At 70.2% G+C, this 18,733-nt stretch carries 19 protein-coding genes; 7 read left to right on the top strand and 12 right to left on the bottom strand.

The window, feature by feature from the left end; all coding sequences use genetic code 11:
• Positions 1-10 precede the first annotated feature (10 nt).
• The gene (locus tag W7U_RS19500; RefSeq protein ID WP_008261624.1) at positions 11-670 is read left to right on the top strand and encodes a DUF3060 domain-containing protein; all 660 of its coding nucleotides are present in this window, start codon (positions 11-13) and stop codon (positions 668-670) included.
• Between the two features lie 14 nt (positions 671-684).
• Here the strand turns inward: W7U_RS19500 and W7U_RS19505 are convergent, their stop codons facing one another.
• From W7U_RS19505 to W7U_RS19520, 4 genes are all read right to left on the bottom strand, one after another.
• Positions 685-1,071 (bottom strand): hypothetical protein, encoded by a 387-nt coding sequence (locus W7U_RS19505; protein WP_008261626.1) that lies wholly within the window; start codon positions 1,069-1,071, stop codon positions 685-687.
• 66 nt (positions 1,072-1,137) lie between these two features.
• Entirely contained in the window at positions 1,138-2,529 is a 1,392-nt protein-coding gene (locus W7U_RS19510; RefSeq protein ID WP_008261628.1) for a hypothetical protein, read from the bottom strand.
• Between the two features lie 132 nt (positions 2,530-2,661).
• Entirely contained in the window at positions 2,662-4,650 is a 1,989-nt protein-coding gene (locus tag W7U_RS19515) for an Hsp70 family protein (protein ID WP_014385958.1), read from the bottom strand.
• Between the two features lie 154 nt (positions 4,651-4,804).
• Complete coding sequence (locus W7U_RS19520) at positions 4,805-6,034, bottom strand: hypothetical protein (RefSeq protein WP_008261630.1); 1,230 nt, start codon at positions 6,032-6,034, stop codon at positions 4,805-4,807.
• 38 nt (positions 6,035-6,072) lie between these two features.
• On the opposite strand from W7U_RS19520, the gene W7U_RS19525 reads away from it, so the two are divergent.
• Positions 6,073-6,705, top strand: a complete 633-nt coding sequence (locus W7U_RS19525) for a TetR/AcrR family transcriptional regulator (protein WP_008261631.1) — start codon at positions 6,073-6,075, stop codon at positions 6,703-6,705.
• A gap of 105 nt (positions 6,706-6,810) precedes the next feature.
• Positions 6,811-7,287 carry a nuclear transport factor 2 family protein gene (locus W7U_RS19530; RefSeq protein ID WP_170320616.1) on the top strand — a complete coding sequence of 159 codons (477 nt, stop codon included), beginning with the start codon at positions 6,811-6,813 and terminating at the stop codon, positions 7,285-7,287.
• Between the two features lie 4 nt (positions 7,288-7,291).
• On the opposite strand, the gene W7U_RS19535 is transcribed toward W7U_RS19530, so the two are convergent.
• Together W7U_RS19535 and W7U_RS19540 are read right to left on the bottom strand one after the other, a co-directional pair.
• Positions 7,292-7,951: a L,D-transpeptidase gene (locus W7U_RS19535; RefSeq protein ID WP_008261633.1), complete on the bottom strand. Its 660-nt coding sequence runs from the start codon at positions 7,949-7,951 to the stop codon at positions 7,292-7,294.
• 98 nt (positions 7,952-8,049) lie between these two features.
• Positions 8,050-8,694 (bottom strand): phosphatase PAP2 family protein, encoded by a 645-nt coding sequence (locus W7U_RS19540; RefSeq protein WP_036429544.1) that lies wholly within the window; start codon positions 8,692-8,694, stop codon positions 8,050-8,052.
• 80 nt (positions 8,695-8,774) lie between these two features.
• On the opposite strand from W7U_RS19540, the gene W7U_RS19545 reads away from it, so the two are divergent.
• A complete protein-coding gene (locus W7U_RS19545) occupies positions 8,775-9,257 on the top strand; it encodes a hypothetical protein (RefSeq protein WP_008261638.1) in 483 nt (160 codons plus the stop codon).
• Here the strand turns inward: W7U_RS19545 and W7U_RS19550 are convergent.
• On the bottom strand, positions 9,241-9,525 hold the full coding sequence (locus W7U_RS19550) for a hypothetical protein (protein WP_008261641.1): 285 nt from the start codon (positions 9,523-9,525) through the stop codon (positions 9,241-9,243). The genes W7U_RS19545 and W7U_RS19550 overlap by 17 nt on opposite strands.
• 47 nt (positions 9,526-9,572) lie before the next feature.
• On the opposite strand from W7U_RS19550, the gene bluB reads away from it, so the two are divergent.
• Both bluB and W7U_RS19560 read left to right on the top strand, forming a co-directional pair.
• Positions 9,573-10,241, top strand: a complete 669-nt coding sequence (bluB, locus tag W7U_RS19555; protein ID WP_008261643.1) for a 5,6-dimethylbenzimidazole synthase — start codon at positions 9,573-9,575, stop codon at positions 10,239-10,241.
• A 69-nt stretch (positions 10,242-10,310) separates the two neighbouring features.
• Positions 10,311-11,717, top strand: a complete 1,407-nt coding sequence (locus W7U_RS19560) for a sulfatase (protein ID WP_008261645.1) — start codon at positions 10,311-10,313, stop codon at positions 11,715-11,717.
• Positions 11,718-11,745: 28 nt separating this feature from the next.
• Here the strand turns inward: W7U_RS19560 and W7U_RS19565 are convergent, their stop codons facing one another.
• Entirely contained in the window at positions 11,746-12,525 is a 780-nt protein-coding gene (locus W7U_RS19565) for a trans-aconitate 2-methyltransferase (RefSeq protein WP_008261646.1), read from the bottom strand.
• 176 nt (positions 12,526-12,701) lie between these two features.
• Between W7U_RS19565 and W7U_RS19570 the strand changes: the two genes are divergently transcribed.
• Positions 12,702-13,889, top strand: coding sequence for an alpha/beta fold hydrolase (locus tag W7U_RS19570; protein WP_008261648.1), 1,188 nt, complete (start codon positions 12,702-12,704; stop codon positions 13,887-13,889).
• Here the strand turns inward: W7U_RS19570 and eccE are convergent.
• The 4 genes from eccE to W7U_RS19590 form a co-directional block, all read right to left on the bottom strand.
• Entirely contained in the window at positions 13,879-14,901 is a 1,023-nt protein-coding gene (gene eccE, locus W7U_RS19575) for a type VII secretion protein EccE (RefSeq protein ID WP_036429549.1), read from the bottom strand. The two genes, W7U_RS19570 and eccE, sit on opposite strands and share 11 nt — an antisense overlap.
• A 2-nt stretch (positions 14,902-14,903) precedes the next feature.
• Positions 14,904-16,313 (bottom strand): type VII secretion-associated serine protease mycosin, encoded by a 1,410-nt coding sequence (gene mycP / locus W7U_RS19580; protein WP_008261653.1) that lies wholly within the window; start codon positions 16,311-16,313, stop codon positions 14,904-14,906.
• A complete protein-coding gene (eccD, locus tag W7U_RS19585) occupies positions 16,310-17,734 on the bottom strand; it encodes a type VII secretion integral membrane protein EccD (RefSeq protein WP_085976522.1) in 1,425 nt (474 codons plus the stop codon). Before eccD ends, mycP begins: the two co-directional genes overlap by 4 nt.
• A gap of 78 nt (positions 17,735-17,812) precedes the next feature.
• Positions 17,813-18,715: an ESX secretion-associated protein EspG gene (locus W7U_RS19590; protein WP_008261661.1), complete on the bottom strand. Its 903-nt coding sequence runs from the start codon at positions 18,713-18,715 to the stop codon at positions 17,813-17,815.
• Positions 18,716-18,733: the final 18 nt, after the last annotated feature.

The raw sequence follows: 18,733 nt of genomic DNA on the forward strand, positions 1-18,733 counted from the left end.
TATTCAATGCATGGCAGCAAACGATGACCCGGAAGAGCGGATCCGGGAACTCGAGCGCCCGCTCGCCGAGTCGGCGTGGGCCTCAGAGCAGGGCAGCTCCGCGTCCGCCGGCCAGGCCCATCCGCCGCCGACCCCGGGCGCCCCGCCACCGCCGCCGGCGTGGACCTACGGCGGCCCGGTCACCGGACCGCCGCCGCCGAGCCCCTCGGGCAACCGCGTGTGGTGGATCCTCGGCACCGTCATCGTGATCGGTGTGATCGCACTCGCGGGAGGCATCGCCGCCTTTGCCGCACACCAGATTTCCGGCGTGAAGTCATTCATCACCTCGCCGCCGAGCGTCTCGACGAGTCCCGCCCCGTCGGCCTCGCGGCGAGCAGCGCCGTCGACCTCACCCGCCCCGCCGCGCGGCGCCCGGCTCAGCGTCGCGGGCATCAACGAGAGCCGGACCATCGCGTGCAACGACAACATCGTCAGCGTCAGCGGCGTGTCCAACACGGTGACGATCACCGGGCATTGCGCCAGCCTCTCGGTCTCCGGGGTGCAAAACGCGGTCACCATCGAGGCCGCCGACGCCATCACCGCGTCGGGCTTCAACAACAAGGTGACCTACCACTCGGGCACGCCGAAGATCAGCAACTCCGGCGACTCGAACGTCGTCACCCAGGGCTGAGCCGAAAACGACTGCTACGCAGTCTCTTCGGAGTCGTCGTCGAGGACGCTGACCGCGATGCCATAGGGCAGGAACCGCACCTTGCGTTTCGGGTCGAGGTTGTCCTTGTTCGCGCGCAGGGCGTCGAGCTCGGTCGCGTAGACCTGTTCGACGCGCGCGCCGCCGCCGTCGTCCACGGTGTAGATGGCCCACACGCCCTCGCCGGCCTCGCCGGCGGTCTCGGGCGCGGGGCGGGGTCGCCGCGACATGTCCTCGAAGATCGTCGACCAGCCCGACCTGCCACCGGGAGCGGCGACGAACCTGCTGACGCGCTCGAACACGTCGCGCAGCCCTTCGCTGCCTTCGCGGATCATGCGATCGAATTCGTCCGGGTCGAATCCGAACCCACCGTGCTCGCCCATCCGACCTCCTCGCCAGCGCGTGCCGTCATTGCCAGTGTGCGCTCAACTCCGCGCGTGTGCCACGTGCTAGGGGGCCGGGGGCGGCGCCGGCGGGGTGATCGGGATCGGCACGGTGACGAACGGGAAGTGCAGGTACATGGTCACCGGCGCGGGCCTGGGCGGCGGCGGCGCGGCCGGTGGCGGCGGCGGCGGTGCGACCGGCGGGGGCGCGGGGGCAGGCGCGGCCGGCGGGGGGGCCGCCTGCTCTACCGGTTGGGGCACGTACTGCGGCGTTTGGCGGGTCGGGGCGCGACGGACGGGCGCCGGGGGCGCCGACGTGGCCGTGGTCTGCGGCGCGGGTTGCTGCGCGATCGGGGCGGGCGCGGGCGCGGGGGCGGCCACCTCGGCGGTGGGCGCGGGCGCCGGCGGGGACGTGCTCGGAGCGGGCGGCTGCGCTTGGGGCGGGGTGCTGGGCGGCGCGGCCGGCAGCTGGATGCCGGGGGTGGCAACGCTGACGCCGGCGTTGTGCCCCTCACCCGTCGGCTGATCCGCCGTCAGCGTCACCAGCACGACCCCGGCGATCACGGCGGCGATGCCGGCCAGGGCGCTGCCGGCGAGCAGCATGGCGCGGCTCCGGCGCGGAGGCCGCTGGTCTTCGTCTTCCTCGGCGTCGTCGGCCAGGGCGCTGTACGCGCGGAAACCGGTGCCCGTGCCGGCGTCGCCCCACAGGTCGAGGTGGCTCGGACCGACGGCCAAAGGGCCGAATTCCCCGGTGCCCGGGTCCAGGGCGTAGGCCAGGGCCGCGGTCGACGACGCGAACAGCGGCGCGTTCGCCGAGGCCAGCGCGGCCCCGCGGGCCAGCGCCATGTCCGGCTCCTCGGGTCCGGTCACCCGCAGCGAGGTGGCCGCCTCGATCGCGGGTTTCAGCGCAACGATGTCGGCGCCGCAGCCGACGATGAACACGCCGTCCGCCGCGGACCCGCCCGCGTCCAGACCGGCGACCATCGTCGCCAGCTCGGCGGGCGCCGCGGTGCCGGTGATCCGGCGCCGGTGCAGGTCGACGATGGAACCGTCGCCGACCTCGACCACGGCCAGCGTCGCGCTGGCGGTCTCCACGAACAGCATCGCGATGCGCTCGTAGGCCAGCGCGTCGCCGACCGTCTGCGCCAGCGCGGCCGCAGCCAGCAAGGGCGCGACCATCATCACGTCGCCGAGATCGCTGGCGTTGATGGCCGCCCGCAGGGCGGCGACGTCGGCGGGGTTCGTCCAGGTGACCCCGGTGGAGCTCAACCGGTGGCCGCCCTCGACCACTCCTTCGCGGGTGCCGCCGATCGCGTCGATCACCCGATCGACCGCATTGCCGGCGGCACCCACCTCGAACTCTTCTTGTTCGACGGTCACACCGTCGGCGTCTTGGCCTTCGATCGCTACCAGGCGGACCGTCCCGGGAGCTATCGACACCCCAAGCACGATGTCCACGTAACGCCTCCAAGGTCTTTCGAACGCCCCCCGAGCGAGGGCATGACGGGGAAACCCCATCCGAACTTGGTGACACAAACGTTACCCGCGCGCGCATGGCCGCGCAGATGGACCGCCTAAGCAGGACCGACGCTAATAACCCGGGCCCCAGTAGGGATTCTGCGAACTTCCCGGATACTGCGGATACTCATTCCCCGGATACGGCTGGTACTGCGGATACTCGTTCGACGGGTACTGCGGCGAGTACTGCGGGTACTGGGGGGTCGCCGGGGCCTGCTTCTGCGGAACCTGGATCGGTATCGGCACCGGCAGCAGCGGGACGTGGATCCACTCCGTCGTCATGGGCACCGTGGTCGTGGTGCTGGTGGTGACGGGCTCCTCACTCGTGGGCGGAGGCGGCGACGTCGTCGTGGCCGTCGGTGACGGCGGGGCCGTAGTGGTGACCGTCGGCTGCGGCGGCGCGGTCGTCGTCGGTGGTGCCGTGTGCCGCGGGGTGTAGACCGGCGCCGGCGGCGCCGTGGTCACCAAGACCGGAGGCGGTGGCGGTGCCGGCGACGGCGGGGGTTCGGGCGGCGGCGGCGCAGGACTTGGGACGGGTTGCGCGCTCGGCGGCGGGGGTGGGGGCACGGCGGTGGGCGGCGGCGGGGCGGCCGGAGCCGGCGCCGCAGGCTTGACGGACGGCGCGGGCGGCGGCGCGACCGACGGCGCCGGCGGGGCCTGACGGTTCTCGATCCCGGTCAGCGTGTAGGCCACGCCGCCGACCGCGGTCATGGCGACCACCGCGGACATCCCGATGATCAGCTGGGAGATCCGAAGGCGCCGCCAGGGCCGCCGTTCCCGGGGTGGGTCGATGACGTTGAGCCGCATCGACCAGCCGGCCGGACCGTCTTCGTCGTAGGTTTCGCCGCCGAATCGCATCCGCAGGTCGCCGGGGTCGTCGGTCTGCGACCACGCCAGTTCGCGATCCGTGAGCGCCTCGTCGTCGATCACCAGCACGTCGCCGGCGCCCAGGTCCACGACGTCGCCGGCGGCGTCGGCCGTCGCGAGCAGCCCGATCGACGTGCGGGTCCGCAGATCCAGCTCGCCCCCGCGGGAGGCCAGGATCAGCGCGCCGCAGGCCGCCGCGAAGGCCGGCTGCGACGGCGTCAGGATCGGCGTGCGCCCGTGCATCGAAAGTCGTTCGGTCACAAGCGGAATGCGTGCCCCGCCACCGACCGTGACCACCGCCGCGAGGTCCGACCAGCTCTTGCGGTAGCGCACCAGCATGTCGTCGAAGGCATAGATGAAGCCAGTCAGCCGATCCTGGATCAGCTCTTCGAGGTCGTCCTGCGTCACCGTCAGGCTGCAACTGCGCCCGCCCAGCTCGGCGACGATGTCGGTGGCCATGTCGACCGAAAGGCGTTCCTTGGCCGCGCGGCACTGTTCCCTGAGTTCGCCGAGCTGCCCGACACCGGCGGTGCTGCCGGGGTCCAGGCCGCTGCCGTGGCCCAGCTCCTCGAAGGCGCGCAGCTGCAATTCCTGGTCGATCTCGTCGCCGGACAACGCGGTGTAGCGCATTGTGGCGCTGACGAGTTCGAAGTCACCGGCAATGTTCACCAGGGTGGCTGACGTGCCGCTGCCGCCGAAGTCGAGCAGCCCGACGATGCCGTCGTCGGGCAGGCCGAGCTCGGATTTCACCGCGGTCAGCGACGCGATCGCGTCCGAGACCAGGCGGGGCGCCATTCCGCTTCGGACGAACCCCACATGCGTCCGCAGGGCGTCGCGCAGCGCCTGCACCGTGCTCGGTTTCCAGTGCGCGGGAACGGCGATGGAGATCTCCGAAGCCGCCGCATCGGCGCCGGCGGCGAGCACCATCGCGTCCAGGGCCTCCACCGTCAGCAGCTCCGGATCATGCGCGGAACCGTCGGGCGACACCAGCGCGACCGAGTCCCCGATGCGCTCGACGAAGTTTCTCATCGGCACGCCGGGTTCGGCTAGCGGCGGATTCTCTTCGGGCACACCAATTTTCGGTGCACAGTGCGGATAAAGGGTGAGCACGCAGCGGCGGTTAACCGGTGGGCTTCCATTACGCGCAGCGACCAGGTTCGTGGTCCCGATCGACAACCCAAGTGGGTCGTACATAGAGCGAAAACCTTCGTCTATAGGGGTCGGTGGCCAGCGTTAACCATAGCCTCGGACACGCCCAAAGCCGATGCTTCGCAATGTCATTGGTATCCGCTCGATGCACTTGCGTCACCGAAGCGGTACCGAAAACCCCTTGACAAGTAGCTTTTCGTTACAACACCGTCAGCGGCAGCGAACGCCTGGGCTCGAACTGGAAGGTCGATCCGCCGCTGACCCGGACCACCGAAACCTCTGGCAGTTCCTCGGTGGGCGAGTCGGTTTCAACCAGTTCGGCGGTCCAGTCGGTGGCGGTTCCGCTAAGTCGAACCTCGATGCGCGGATCCACCGCGGTGGCGATCGCCTGCAGCGGCTGCACGGATTCCGGGGAGCACAACGAGATCCAGGCACGGTCGTCGTGCGCCGGCGACGGGCGGACGTGCAGCCGGTTCGACTCCGTCTCGGCGACAACGTAGCCCGCGGGGTTCAGCAGCGGGTGCAGCTCGAGCACCCGCAGGACGCCTTCGGCCCCGCCCGGAAGCTTCAGCGCGCGGTGAATGCGTTCGGCGGCCACGCCCGCGATGCCGATCAGGCCGCGGGTGCACACGCCGAGGGATTCGTCGTCGCCGGCGGCACGCGCGGCCACCGCGATCGCGAACGACAGATACAGCAGGTGCATCTGCAGGCACACCTCGTCGGCCATCCGGACCAGCGCCGAATGCGAGAAGGCGGCGAAGTCGAAGTCGGACAGCAACGGGCCCGAGTAGTCCGCCTGCCCCTCGTCCGAGCGATCGATGGGGTCGAGTTCCCATGTCGCGGCGCGGGTTTGGCTGACGACCTCCAGGGCCGGGATGGCCTGCGCCTCGGGGTAGGACTCGTCGATGATGACGGTCCACGCGCAGTGCGGATGCCGGTCCGCCGGCGTTCGCGGCGGGCGGTGGATGGGGCGCACCTGCGCGCGCGGGTTGGTCGCGATCGCGGTGGCGTCAAAGGTCGGGTCCTCGATGGTGTGGCACATCCCGAAGACGTACTGTTCGCCCATCGGCTCCACGTCGAGCAGGGCGCCGCAGTGGTCCAGCTGGAATTCGCCGTGCCAACGGTCGTGGACGGTGTAGCGGAAATCCATGAATTGCGGTGGCGCACCGATATCGAGCTGCAGGCCCTTGAAAATCGTGGGCACGTCGTCGCCCTCGTAGTTCAGCGCTTTCTGCATGCGCCGGGTGTAGATCGGGCTGGCGCCCGCCCATTCCTCGATGGCGATCTGGACCATCTCGTCGCGGCCGAACGAGGAGATGCACCAGGCCATCCCCGACCGGTCGATCAGCTGTCCGATCAGCAGCAGTTCGGGAACCAGGACGACGAGTTCGTCGCGGGACAGTTGCGCGTATCGCGAGGGGCTGCTCACGCCCCAAAAATAGACTCGGCTATGTTATAAAGTCAACAATGTCCATCGTTGCCGGCCAGCCGCCCGGTCGCCCCGTCGGGCCCACCCGGCGTACCACCGCGCCCCGCAAGCGCGGCGATGACACCCGGGCGAAGATCATCGACGAGACGGTCCGCTGCATCGTGGAGGAGGGGTTTTCCGCCGCCACCGCCAAGCACGTGGCCGAACGCGCCGGCGTGACCTGGGGGGTAATCCAGTATCACTTCGGGGACCGCAACGGCCTGCTGATGGCGGTCGTGGACGACGGCGTGGCCCGCTTGGTGGACAGCCTGTCGTCGGCCGACGTCAGCGAGCTGCCGCTGCGGGAACGCATCGAGGTCGTCGTCGACACCGCGTGGGGCTGCTACAGCAGCCCGACGTCGATGGCCGCCTTCGAAATCCTGCGCGAGACCCGCGGCGGCGGCGACCCGTCGTCGCGGCGTCACCTGCTCGACATGAACGCCGCGATCGGCCAACTGGGGCGGTTGATCACCACCGAACCCGCGCATGCCGGTGTGGCCGAGGTCATTTGGGCCACGTTGCGCGGTGTGGTGCTGGCGCAGATGGTCACGGGCACGGCCATCGATTGGAGCCTGGAACGGCGTGCCCTCATCGACATGGTCACCGCCTACCTTGCCGACCGCGACACTTAAACTACGCACACGACACGCCGCGCAATGTGGCCGTGGTTTACGTCTCGGCGACCGGCTCTTCGATGCGAACTTGGGCTGCTCACCAGCGTGTGCTGCAATGACCTGATGACCCTCGACGATCTCGCCGATATCGAAGCGATCAAGCAAGTCAAATACCGGTATCTGCGCGCGCTGGACACCAAGCATTGGGATGACTTCGCTGACACCCTGGCCGAGGACATCAAGGCCGATTACGGGCCGTCGATCGGCAACGAGCTGCACTTCACCAACCGCGCCGAGTTGGTGCAGTACATGCGAACGTCGCTGCCCGCGAACGTCATCACCGAGCACCGGGTGACCCATCCGGACATCACCGTCACCGGCGACACCGCAACGGGCAGTTGGTATCTGCAGGACCGGGTCATGGTGTCCGACCTGAACTTCATGTTGATCGGGGCGGCCTTCTACCGCGACACCTACCGCCGCACCGAGGCCGGGTGGAAGATCAGCGGCACCGGTTACGACCGAACCTATGACGCCACAATGTCTTTGGAGGGCACGAACTTCACGCTCAAACCCGGTCGGGCCATCGCCACCGACTGAGGCGCTACTTCGTGATGGCGATGACGGCGCCGGGCCGCAGCCACTTCATGATCGACACCAGCTGAGCGTCGTCGACGGCCACGCACCCCTCGGTGGGCTTGCCGTCGGTGGTGTGGAAGAAGAACGCGGCGCCCCCGCCCGGGGTCTTGTTCTTGTTGACGCCCATCACGACCGCGTGCTTGTACTGCGAGATCTGCAGGTTCTCGCTCTCGGCCGTGTTGAACGGGCACTGGGCCTTCTGGCACACCTGCATCGAGTTGAAGGTGGCGCTGTGGTCGTCGCCGCTCCACCAGTAGTTTCCCCCGGTGATCTGGGTGTAGGGCAGCCCGGTGCCGGGATTCGGCGCGGTGCCGAAGGCGGAGTCCAGGGTGTAGACGCCCATCGGGGTGGCCGGGACGCCGCTCTTGGCCTGCGGCGCCATCCCCGCCGAACCGACGTGGGTGGGAATGCCGGAACGCAGCGACTGCCAGCCGGTGCCGGTGCGCTGGAAGACCTCCATGGTCGCGTTCGAGCCGCCGGTGCTCACCACCGAAACCACCTGTGTCGCATTGCCGACCGCGTTCGCGAACCAGGGAGCGCCGGCAGCCGCGCCGATCGGCGCGAGCACCACCGAGGCGAAAATCACGCACGCCGCAGCGCACAGTGACGTGAGCAGTCGGTGCATGCACTCCATCGTCAGACCCGCGCATCCTCGCGGTCAAGTAAAGCTTTAGCCCCGGTTAGGTCACCGCGTCGTGACCAAATGCCCACCGCCGCAGGGCTTTAGCTCGGGGGGTCGGGGGCGGAGGGACGAAAACCCCAGAGGCACACCAGGAAATACAGGTATCCCAGCGACCAGCCGGCCAGCACATCCGACGGGTAATGCACGTTCAGCGCCACCCGGGAGAGGCCGACCGCCGGCAGCGCCACCGCCACCGCGGCGACCGCGGCGCGCCGCGCCCCCACGTTCATCATCGGCAGCGCAAACGACAGCATCGCGAGCAGCCCGGCGGTCGCCTCGAGCGCATGACCGGACGGAAACGAGGTAGCGGACGCCGGGACCAGCATGGTCGGCGGCCGCGGGCGGTCGGCCAGCGCCTTGGCCGCCGCCGTCGCGAACTCGTTGCACGGCGCGCACGCCAGCACCAGCACCAGCGCGGCCCGCAGTTGGCGCATCACCAGGGCGAGCACCGTCACGGAGATCCCCAGCACGGCCAGCACGCCCGGTCCCAGCACGAACGACACCGATTCGGCGAACCGCAGCCACGACGGGTGCTTGATCGCCAGCGCCCGCGCCCCGTCCAGCAGGGACCAGTCCACGCGGTACAGCCACGCCCAGTGCTGGCGGTAGCCCACCCACATGAGCGCGTACACGGCCGCGGCCAGCGCGGCGATCCCGGCGGCCAACGGCGTCCTCGGGCGGGTCATCACCCACCGATACCAGCACGGCCGCGGCGGCGGCCGTGCGCCCGCCCCACGGAGTCGCGCCGCGCGGTCATACTGGCGGTATGGCCGTCTTTGTCCGCAGGTTGTTCGGCATCGGCAAGCTGCCCGACGAGCTGCACGCCCAGGTCGAATCGGAAGGCCTTATCTACCTTGCCGATTACGTCGCGGTGACCCGGCGTTTCAGCGGCACCATCCCCGGGGTGCGGTTGCCGCACGGCGTCGCCAGCTACACGGGGTCGCTGGCCTTCACCTCGGAGCGGGTGCTGGCAACGCTGTCGATGCTGCCCCGGCTGGCCGGCCCGACGGTCAGCGTGCGCTGGGACGCGCCGCAGACCGGCGCCGCGAACGTGGAGATCTCGTCGACGGGCCTGCAGGTCGACCTCGATGTCTCCGCCGTCGACGCAAAATTCAGCGGCGAGTTGTCGCTGCACTACAAGGTCGCCATCCCGGCCGAGGTGCTCGACACCCTGCCGCGGCGGTCGCTGGCGTTCGACATGCCGCCGGAATACGTGTTCCGCGCGGTCGGCGTTACCTATAGTCCCTGATCGTGATCCGCGGCCACGGCGGCTGCCGCAGCACCGCCAGGCTGCCGATCACCCCGGCCAGCAGGCCGGTGATCACCCCGATCAGGGCGATGCGATTCGCGTCCACGGCCGGCGTCCAGGTGGCCCGGCCGTTGCGGATGGCGAAGACCCCCAGCGGTTTGGCGACCACGATGACCGTGGTGCCGTCGGGGGTCTGGTAGGGCTCGCCATAGCCGCGGCCGGCGGCGGGATCGGCGGCCAGTTGCTCGAGGACATCGGAAGGCTTCACGGGACACTCCCTTCGGGACACGTCCACGCTAATGCGGATTTCCTACGATGGCTGACGTGACCGATCAGGCATTCAGCCCGCAGGAGCGGCGCGCCGTCTATCGCGTCATCTCCGAACGCCGTGACATGCGCCGGTTCGTTCCCGGCGCCGTGGTGGACGAGGAGCTGCTGGCGCGCCTGCTGCAGGCCGCGCACGCCGCGCCCAGCGTCGGGCTGATGCAGCCGTGGCGCTTCATCCGGATCACCGACGCTGCGCTGCGGCGCCGCATCCACGCACTCGTCGACGAGGAACGCCCGCGCACGGCCGCCGCGCTGGGCGAGCGGGGCGACGAATTCCTGGCGCTCAAGGTGGAGGGCATCCTCGATTGCGCCGAACTGTTGGTGGTGGCACTGGGCGACGACCGCGACAGGCACGTGTTCGGGCGGCGCACCCTGCCGCAGATGGACCTCGCGTCGGTGTCGTGCGCCATCCAGAACCTGTGGCTGGCAGCGCGATCCGAAGGGCTCGGCATGGGCTGGGTGTCGCTCTTCGATCCGCAACGGCTGGCCTCGCTGCTCGACATGCCGGACGGGGCGGAGCCGGTGGCCATCCTGTGCCTGGGGCCGGTGCCCGAATTCCCCGATCGCCCGGCCCTCGAACTGGACGGCTGGGCCGTGGCGCGGCCGCTGTCGGAGTTCGTCTGCGAGAACCGGTGGGGGCGCCTCCCGTCCGCCTGACGAGCCGACGCGGCGGGGATCGCCGCAGCACGTTGCGGTATCGTCGCCGGTCGCGGGGCGAGGTGAGAGGTGACGCAATTGACGCCGGGCAAGGACAACGTGCTGATCGTGCACTGGCACGACCTGGGCCGCTACCTCGGCGTCTACGGGCACCCGGACGTGTCGAGCCCCCGAATGGACCGCCTTGCGGCCGAGGGCATCCTGTTCACCCGGGCACACGCCACCGCGCCGCTGTGCTCGCCGTCGCGCGGGTCGCTGTTCACCGGGCGCTATCCGCAATCCAACGGCCTCATCGGCCTGGCGCACCACGGCTGGGAATACCGCAGCGGAATCCGCACACTCCCCCAAATCCTGTCCGAATCGGGTTGGTATTCGGCGCTTTTCGGCATGCAGCACGAGACGTCCTACCCTAGGCGGCTCGGTTTCGACGAGTTCGACGTATCGAACTCCTACTGCGACTACGTTGCAGACAAGGCCGACGAATGGTTGCGGCAAAGCGCCGATGGCCTGGTGGGACAACCCTTTTTGTTGACCGCCGGGTTTTTCGAGACGCACCGCCCCTACCCCGAGGACCGATACACCCCGGCGGAGGGCGCCGACGTCGAGCTGCCCGACTACCTGCCCGACACCCCCGAGGTGCGTGGCGACCTGGCCGCCTTCTACGGGGCGATCAGCGCGGCCGACGCCGCCGTCGGACGGTTGCTGGACACGCTGGCGGACACGGGATTAGACGCCACCACCTGGGTGGTGTTCTTCACCGACCACGGCCCGGCGTTCCCCCGCGCGAAATCCACGCTGTACGACGCGGGAACCGGCATCGGCATGATCATCCGGCCACCCACCGACCGGGGTGTGACGCCACGCGTCTACGACGAGCTGTTCAGCGCCGTCGACCTGGTGCCAACGCTGTTGGGGCTGTTGGGAATCGACGCCCCCGCCGATGTCGACGGTGTCTCGCACGCGGGCATCCTGCTGGAGCCGGACCCGCCCACCACGCCGGTGCGCGACGAGGTGTACACGATGAAGACCTATCACGACTCATTCGATCCGATTCGCGCGGTCCGCACCAAGGACTACAGCTACATCGAGAATTACGCGTCGCGGCCGCTGCTGGATCTGCCCTGGGACATCGAGGAAAGCCCGTCGGGGGTGGCCGTGGCCCCGCTCGTCACGGCGCCGCGGCCCGAGCGGGAGCTCTACGATCTGCGCGCCGATCCCACCGAAACCACCAACCTGCTGGCCGACGACGGCACCGACGCCTCCGACGTCGAGGACGTCGCGGCCGATCTCGCTGTCCTGCTGCATGATTGGCGGCAGCGCACCGGCGACGTCATCCCCTCGGAGTTCGCCGGCACCCGCATCGCCGCGCGGTACACCGAGACGTACCTGCAGATCCATCACGGCGCCAAGCCGACCCCGCGGTCGGCCATCGCCGCCGACCGGGGCATCGAAGAAGGCAAGCCCGCGCAGCGATAGTCGCGGCTGGCCCGATGGTGGCGGCCCGCTACGCGCGGCCCGCGCCGCCCACCACGGCGACGACGAACACCCGCCGGAACGGGAAGATCGTCGAACCGTCGGAGCGCGCCGGATAGGCGTCGGACAGCAGCGGAATCAACTCCTCGCGGAACTGCTGCCAGGCGTCGTCGTCGAGCCGCTCGCGCACCGGGACCAGCGCCGTGCCGGTGATCCACTCCAGCACCGGATGCTCGCCGGTCAGCTGATGCAGATACGTGGTCTCCCAGACGTCGACCCGGCATCCCGCGTCCAGCAGCAGGTTGGCATAGTGCGCGGGCGGCTGGACCACCGCGCCGACGCGAAACGGTATGTCGCGCAACAACTTCGCGTACGGCTCACGGCGGGCCAGCGCCCGCACCGCCGCGTAGGACGGGGATTCGAAGTTGCCCGGCATCTGCACCCCGATCCACGATCCGGGCGCCAGCTCGCCCGCCCACCGCAGCAACAGGTCGGCATGCTCGGGCACCCAGTGCAGGGCCGCGTTGCTGACCACCACGTCGGTGTCGGGCTGGGGCTTCCAGTCGCGCAGGTCGCCGGTGACGGCGTCGATGCCGCGCTCCTTGGCGGCGGCCACCATCTCCGGGGAGCTGTCCATCGCCTCGATCACCGCGTCCGGCCAGCGCCGGCCCAGGTATGTCGTCAGGTGTCCGGGCCCGCAACCGAGATCGACGACGCGGCGCGCCCGCTCGGCGCCCACCCGCGACAGCAGATCGTAGAAGGGCCGGCCGCGGTGATCGGCAAAGGCCAGGTAGACGTCCGGGTCCCACATGTCGGTCCTCCTGATCAACGCGCCGTCGCTAGCCGGCTGATAGCAAACCGTATTACCCCTATGGTGCACCGGCATCACCGCCGTGGTCCCGGGATAAGACCGTAGCGACCGAAACCGGTCGAACATCCTGGAAGCGCGAGCCCGTCCGGCTACCATCGGCGTTCGTGGCGCCCGACATGGATCCGATCGACCCGCCGGTCCCCGTTCCAGACGTTCCCGGCGCCGATGTGCCGGCCGGCGCCGGCGGATTACCCCCCCACTCGGCGTTGTCGCCCCGTCAGCGAATGGTAGTCGAGGCATCGGCCCTCGGAGATCTGGCCCTGCGCACCTGGGTGGCCTCGCTGCTCACCACCACGGTGACACCGTTCGTGGTCGCGGGCGCCCTGCGGCAATCCGATGCCTCGACCGAGCGGAGCAACCTCGACTTCTACGCCGAGCTGGGGGCGGCGGGAGATCCCGCGCGGTCCTTTCCGGCGCCCACCGAGTTGCCGCGGGTGACCTCGCGTCGCGCCAGCCCGCTGGCGGAGTGGGTCGCGCGCGGCACGGTCGACAACATCGCGTTCCCCAGCAGCTTCACCGCGATCAACCCCGCGATGCGCGCGCGCTGGAGCGCGTGGGGATCCAACAACATGGTGCGCGCGCAGCACTGGCGCCACGACGACGGGCCGCGGCCCACGCTGTGCGTCATCCACGGCTTCATGGGGTCGTGGTATCTGGCCAACGGGCGGTTCTTCTCGCTGCCCTGGTACTACCGGGCGGGCTACGACGTGTTGATGTACACGCTGCCCTTTCACGGCAAGCGGGCCGAAAAGTTCTCGCCCTTCAGCGGTTTCGGCTATTTCGCCGGCGGCCTGTCCGGTTTCGCCGAGGCGATGGCCCAGGCCGTGCACGACTTTCGTTCCGTCATCGACTACCTGCGCCACACCGGTGTCGACCGGATCGCGCTCACCGGCATCTCGCTGGGTGGCTACACCTCGGCGCTGGTGGCCTCCGCCGACGATCGGCTCGAGGCCGTCATCCCCAACTGCCCGGTCGTCACTCCCGCGACGCTGTTCGACGAATGGTTCCCGGCCAACAAGCTGGTGCGGATGGGCCTGCGCCTCTCCGATATCAGCCACGAGGCGTTGAGCGCCGGCATGGCGTACCACTGCCCGCTCAGTTACCCGCCGCTGGTCGGCCGGGACCGCCGGATGATCATCACCGGCCTCGGCGACCGGATGGCGCCGCCGGACCACGCCGTCAAGCTATGGCAGCACTGGGATCACTGTGCGCTGCACTGGTTTCCGGGCAGCCACGTGATGCACGTGAGCCAGTTGGACTACCTGCGCCGGATGACCGCGTTCCTGCAGGCGGTCATGTTCTAGCGGCCTCGAGGGTCTCGGTGGTCGCCGAGCTGGTTTCCGGGCCGCCGGCCGACGACGCCCGATGGGCCCCGCCGACCAGGGTGGGCCAGTGCAGCTGGGCGAGCAGGCCCGCGGGCGCGGTCGTGTGTCCGTCCAGCCGCGCCGTCGACAACAGGTCCAGCGCCGTCAGCGCGGGCAGGTGGTTCCCGCGCTGCGGGGTCAGCCCGTCCAGCGGCGCCGTGCGCTCCGGCGGGGTGTCGGTCTGGAACGCGCACGCCACCGCGACGGTCGGGTGGGCCTTGTCGCCGGCGATCTCCAGCGCGGTGCAGGTCTCGCGGGCGGAATGCGACCGGATGGCGTCCAGCGTCTCCGGCAAGGCCTCGTCCACCCGGATCTGGTATGCCGCAATGTAATCCGATGCGCCGCGCTGCACGCCGCGCCATCGCTCGCGGGGGTTGGACGTCAACAGCCGGGGAACGTCGTCGGGTGCGACGGCGGTCGCTTCCCATCCGATCTCGCGGAGGTGGTCGGCCAGGCGCCGCGCCGCGACCTGAGCGGTCTCCTGCAGCGGGATCCGCGGCGAGCGGGCCCGCAGCGCGGCCAGGTTTTCCGGCGCCGACACGGTGAGCCCGATCCAGGTCTCGCGCCGCGACGCGTCGGAGGCGTTGTCCCGGCTGGTGATCCGGATCTTGTCCGCCCGGATGCCGTAGCGGTCCAGGTAGCCGGCGATCAGCGGCAGCGGCAGCACGTCGGAGTCGTCCTCCGGTGCGCCCACCCGGACCAGGGCGGTGGTCGCCGTGGCGGGGGGCTGCGGGGTGAACGCGTTGGCGCGCCCGATGATCGCCAGGCGGCGGCGCACCAAGGTGGTGAAATACAGGCCACCCCACCAGCCGAACAGCACGATCACGACGGCCGCCGCGATGCCGAGCAGCCAGTAGTCTCGTGGCGATCGCCACGGGTAGGCCATAACCGCGGGCACAATGGCCAAGAGCGCCAACGTGATTCGCCCGCTCCCGGGGGTAGGTATCGACATTTTCACGGGGTGGGGTCCTTTCGACGGCGTGCGGCGATCGTGGTGACCGCGCCGGCCACGGCGACCAGCACGGCCAGCACGGCGGTGCCGACCACCGCGACGGTCCGCGGTGTGGTGTTCTCCGGCGCCGGCGCCGGAGGCAGAGCGACCTGCTTGGCCGCCGCCCCGCTCGGCTGGGCGCCGGCGGGTAATTGCCACGTCAGCGCGGCCACCGGGTCCACGCTGCCGGCGCCGACCACGTTGGACGGGTCGCGGGCGCCGTTGTGCGCGGTCGCGGTGATGCGATGCGTCACCGCGGTGGCGGACAGGTCGGGATACTTGCTGCGCACCAGCGCGGCGACGCCGGCGACGTAACCGGCCGCGTAGCTGGTGCCCTTGAGGGCGACCAGTTGCTGATGGTCGTCGGGCAGGCCGTTCGCCAGGCCCGCGCCGTCATCGTTGCCCACCGACACGATGCGCTCGCCCGGCGCCGCGACACCCACCCACGGGCCCGCCACGGTGAATTTCGACGGCTGGCCCTCCGGGGTCAGCGACGCCACCGAAAGCACGTAGGGCTGCCACAACGACGGGATGGACACGGAGGTGACGCCGGCCCAGTTGCGCGGATCGTTCGGACGGCTCAGGTCGGTGAGCGGATTGGATTCGCACGACGTCCCACCGGCGAACGATCCGGTCGGTCCGCTGTTGCCCGCGGCGGCCACGATCACCGCGTCCTTGTCCACCGCCGCGTAGCGCACGGCGGCACCGAGGGCGGCCTGGTCGACGGGGCGGTCGACGGGCAGGCAGGTGGCCGAGCCGACGTCGATCACCCGGGCGCCGAGGTCGGCCGCGTGCACGATGGCCCGGGCGAGGGTCGTGACCTCGGTCGACACCCGCGCCATCAGCGGGTCGCCGCCCGGCGTGCGGGGGGAGAACCTGGCCGACGACGTCCTGATCGACACCACCCGCGCCGCGGGGGCCACGCCCGAGAACCCGTCGTCCGGCGACGGCTGGCCGGCGATGATCCCGGCGACCAGCGTGCCGTGTCCGTCGCAGTCGGTCAGGCCGTCGGTGGCCTCGACGAAGTCGCCGCCCGGCTCGACATTGGGCAGCCGCGGGCCCGGCCGCACCCCGGTGTCGAGGACGGCGACCAGCTGACCGTCGCCACGCGAGAACTGCCATGCCGCAGGCAGATTCAGCGCCGACTGGCTGGGCGTGGGGGCGCCCGGATCGCTGCCCGGGATGACCCCGGACGTCACGCACGGTCCGCGCTGCTCCATCGGCTGCACCGGCCCCGGCGCCCCGCTCGGTGGGGGGACGCCGGGATCGACCGTCGGCGGGCTGATCGCGAAAGCCGGCGGACTCGTCCACGTCGCGGTGGCCGGCAACAGGGCCAACACCGCCGCGAAGCAGGCTGATGCCGATCGAATCATCGATTGAGCACCAGGCTGAACAACCCGACCACGAACGCCATGACGGGGATCAGCGAGGCGTCGAGTCCCGCCGCGGCGAAGCCCACCAGCCGGCGCACCGGAAGCGAATAGCTCTCCGGCTCAGCGATTCCCGGGTTCAACGCCAGCACGATCCACACCGCCACGAGCGCCAGGAGCACCACGGCCGCACCGAGGGCGGCGCCGTAGCGTCCCGTCGCCGTGTAGATCACCAGCAGCACGCCGGCGGTCAGGAAGGGCTGGGCGAGCAGCCATGCCTTGCAGGCGGCCGAATCCCACACCCGGGCGCGCAGCACCGATGCCGCGGCGGTCGCCCCGACGACGTACCAACCCGCGCCGCTCAGCGTCTCCGGGCGCAGCGCGATCGCGACCGAGCCCAGGACGCTGAGCAACACCGCGGCGGCGATGAATCCGCTCTGGTGGGCGTCGCTGATCCGGACCCGGCGGGGCAGGTCCTCGAGCACCTGCAGCGAGGGCGCCGACGGCGTGGGATCCCCGGGCGCCGGGATGACCGGCAGCGGGAAACGGGCCCACAGCGCGGACATTTGCGCCGCCTCGATGGTGACCAGCAGCGCGGCCACGATCAGCCCGCAGCCGATGGCGACCAGCTTGACGTGCCACAGCAATTCGGCTCCGGCGGCCAGCAGCACCGCGGCGCCCAGCACCGCGGTCGCGGTGAAGAATCCGGCGATGCGTTCCCGTTCGGCGCTGGGCACCATCAAGGCGATCAGCGACCACGCGGCGACACCGGCCGCGGCCAGCATCACCTGCGCCGGGCCGAACCTGCCCGGCACCGCCAGCACCAGCGCGGCGGCGATGGGCACCAGCGCGGCGATCGACAGCGCCGTGCCGGTGCGCGCCGAGCGCGCCGTGACGAGCAGGCCGACGATGGCGGTCAGCGCCGCCACCGCGCTGACCGCAACCAGCCCGGACAGCGCGCCGGTGGCGACGCGGTAGGTGACCGACAGGCCGGTCGCCAGGAAGGCCACGGCGATCGCCGCGGCCAGCGCGCCACGCTGGATATGCGTTGTGCCCCAAGGCTTGAGCCGAGAGGTGGAGAAAATCATCGCGGCGTCGGCGATGTCCTCGACGATTCCGGGTGCGGCCGGGCCGGCCGGCACCGGCTGCAGCGCGAGCAGGTCACCGTCGACGACGCCGACCGTGTCCAGGCTCGCATCCAGACTGAACGGCGCGCCACCGATGGGCGCCAGGCTCAGTTGGGTCGCGCCACCGACCTCGGCGGCGCCGCGCGAGCCGGAGGCATCCTCCGCGTCGCCGTTCGCGGTGGCCGGGACCACCAAACGCTGGACCGCGGGCAGGATTTCGCGCAGCGGCAGCTCGGCGGGCAGGGCCATTTCCGTCAACCTGCTGTCCGCGAGAATTGCCACGCGGACGATCGGCATGACGGTTCCGGACGTCACCGGACCCTCGAAGAATGTTGCGGCCGTTCCTGGAACATCGTGCTCTCTTCTCTATTTCTTTCAGTGTTGGACGGACAGTGTTGAATTCGAAAAGTCTCGTGCTAGCCGGTGTTCGGCGAACCATCCGGCGTCGGGCAATTGGGCGGTCAATTGTTCGATCGCGACGGCGATCGCGAACGGGGTGCCGGGCGCGAAGGTCGAAACCCACTCGCCGTCGAACGCGCGGGACGGGCTGACCAGGACCCGGCCCTCGCTTGCGTCGACAATGCTCATCCCCACCTCGGTGGTGGAGTGTCGGCCGTCGCGGTGGCAGCCGGCGACGATCTCGACGTAGCTTCGCGACCCGTTGAACACCGACTCCACCACAGGACGCGCAGATTGCGGGATACCCAGATAGTCAAGGACTTCGGCGAGTGGCGCACCGGAACGCAGCCGCTCGTCGGCGCGGGCGCCCACCCGGGTCGGCATGCTGAACTCGTCGAACCGAGCCGGTTGCCGCTGGGCGAGCCCGACGCACAGGACCGGAACCAGGGCGCGTGGATCGTCGATGTCCATGGCGGTGAACGTGATCAGCTGCGCGCTGCGCAACGCGACCACCGTCCTCGACGGCCGGCCGCCGGCCCCGGCGCGCTGCGCGACGATGCCGCGCAGTAGCTCGCCGGCGCCGCCGGCCGCACCGGCGTCCTTGGCGGGGCCGACGTAGCGCAGGTCGAGCCACCGCTCGGGAAAACACACCACTTTGATCCACTCGGCAACCGCGGGGTTGATGAGCCCGCCTTCCGATACCAGGCCCATCTGGGTGAGCTCCGCCTTCTGACGGTCGAGGAACGCGTTGCGTTCCGCGGCATCACGATAGGGGCAGGTGATTGCCAATACCCACGGGAAGCTTCCCGCCCCAATCGTTTCCGCGATGAACCACGCGTGGTCGACCGTCAGCTCGACGGCGTTGGGAGCTGGTTCCATCAGGCTCGTTCAGCCACG

It is taken from the genome of Mycobacterium sp. H4Y, assembly GCF_000364405.1.
Lineage (GTDB): Bacteria > Actinomycetota > Actinomycetes > Mycobacteriales > Mycobacteriaceae > Mycobacterium > Mycobacterium intracellulare.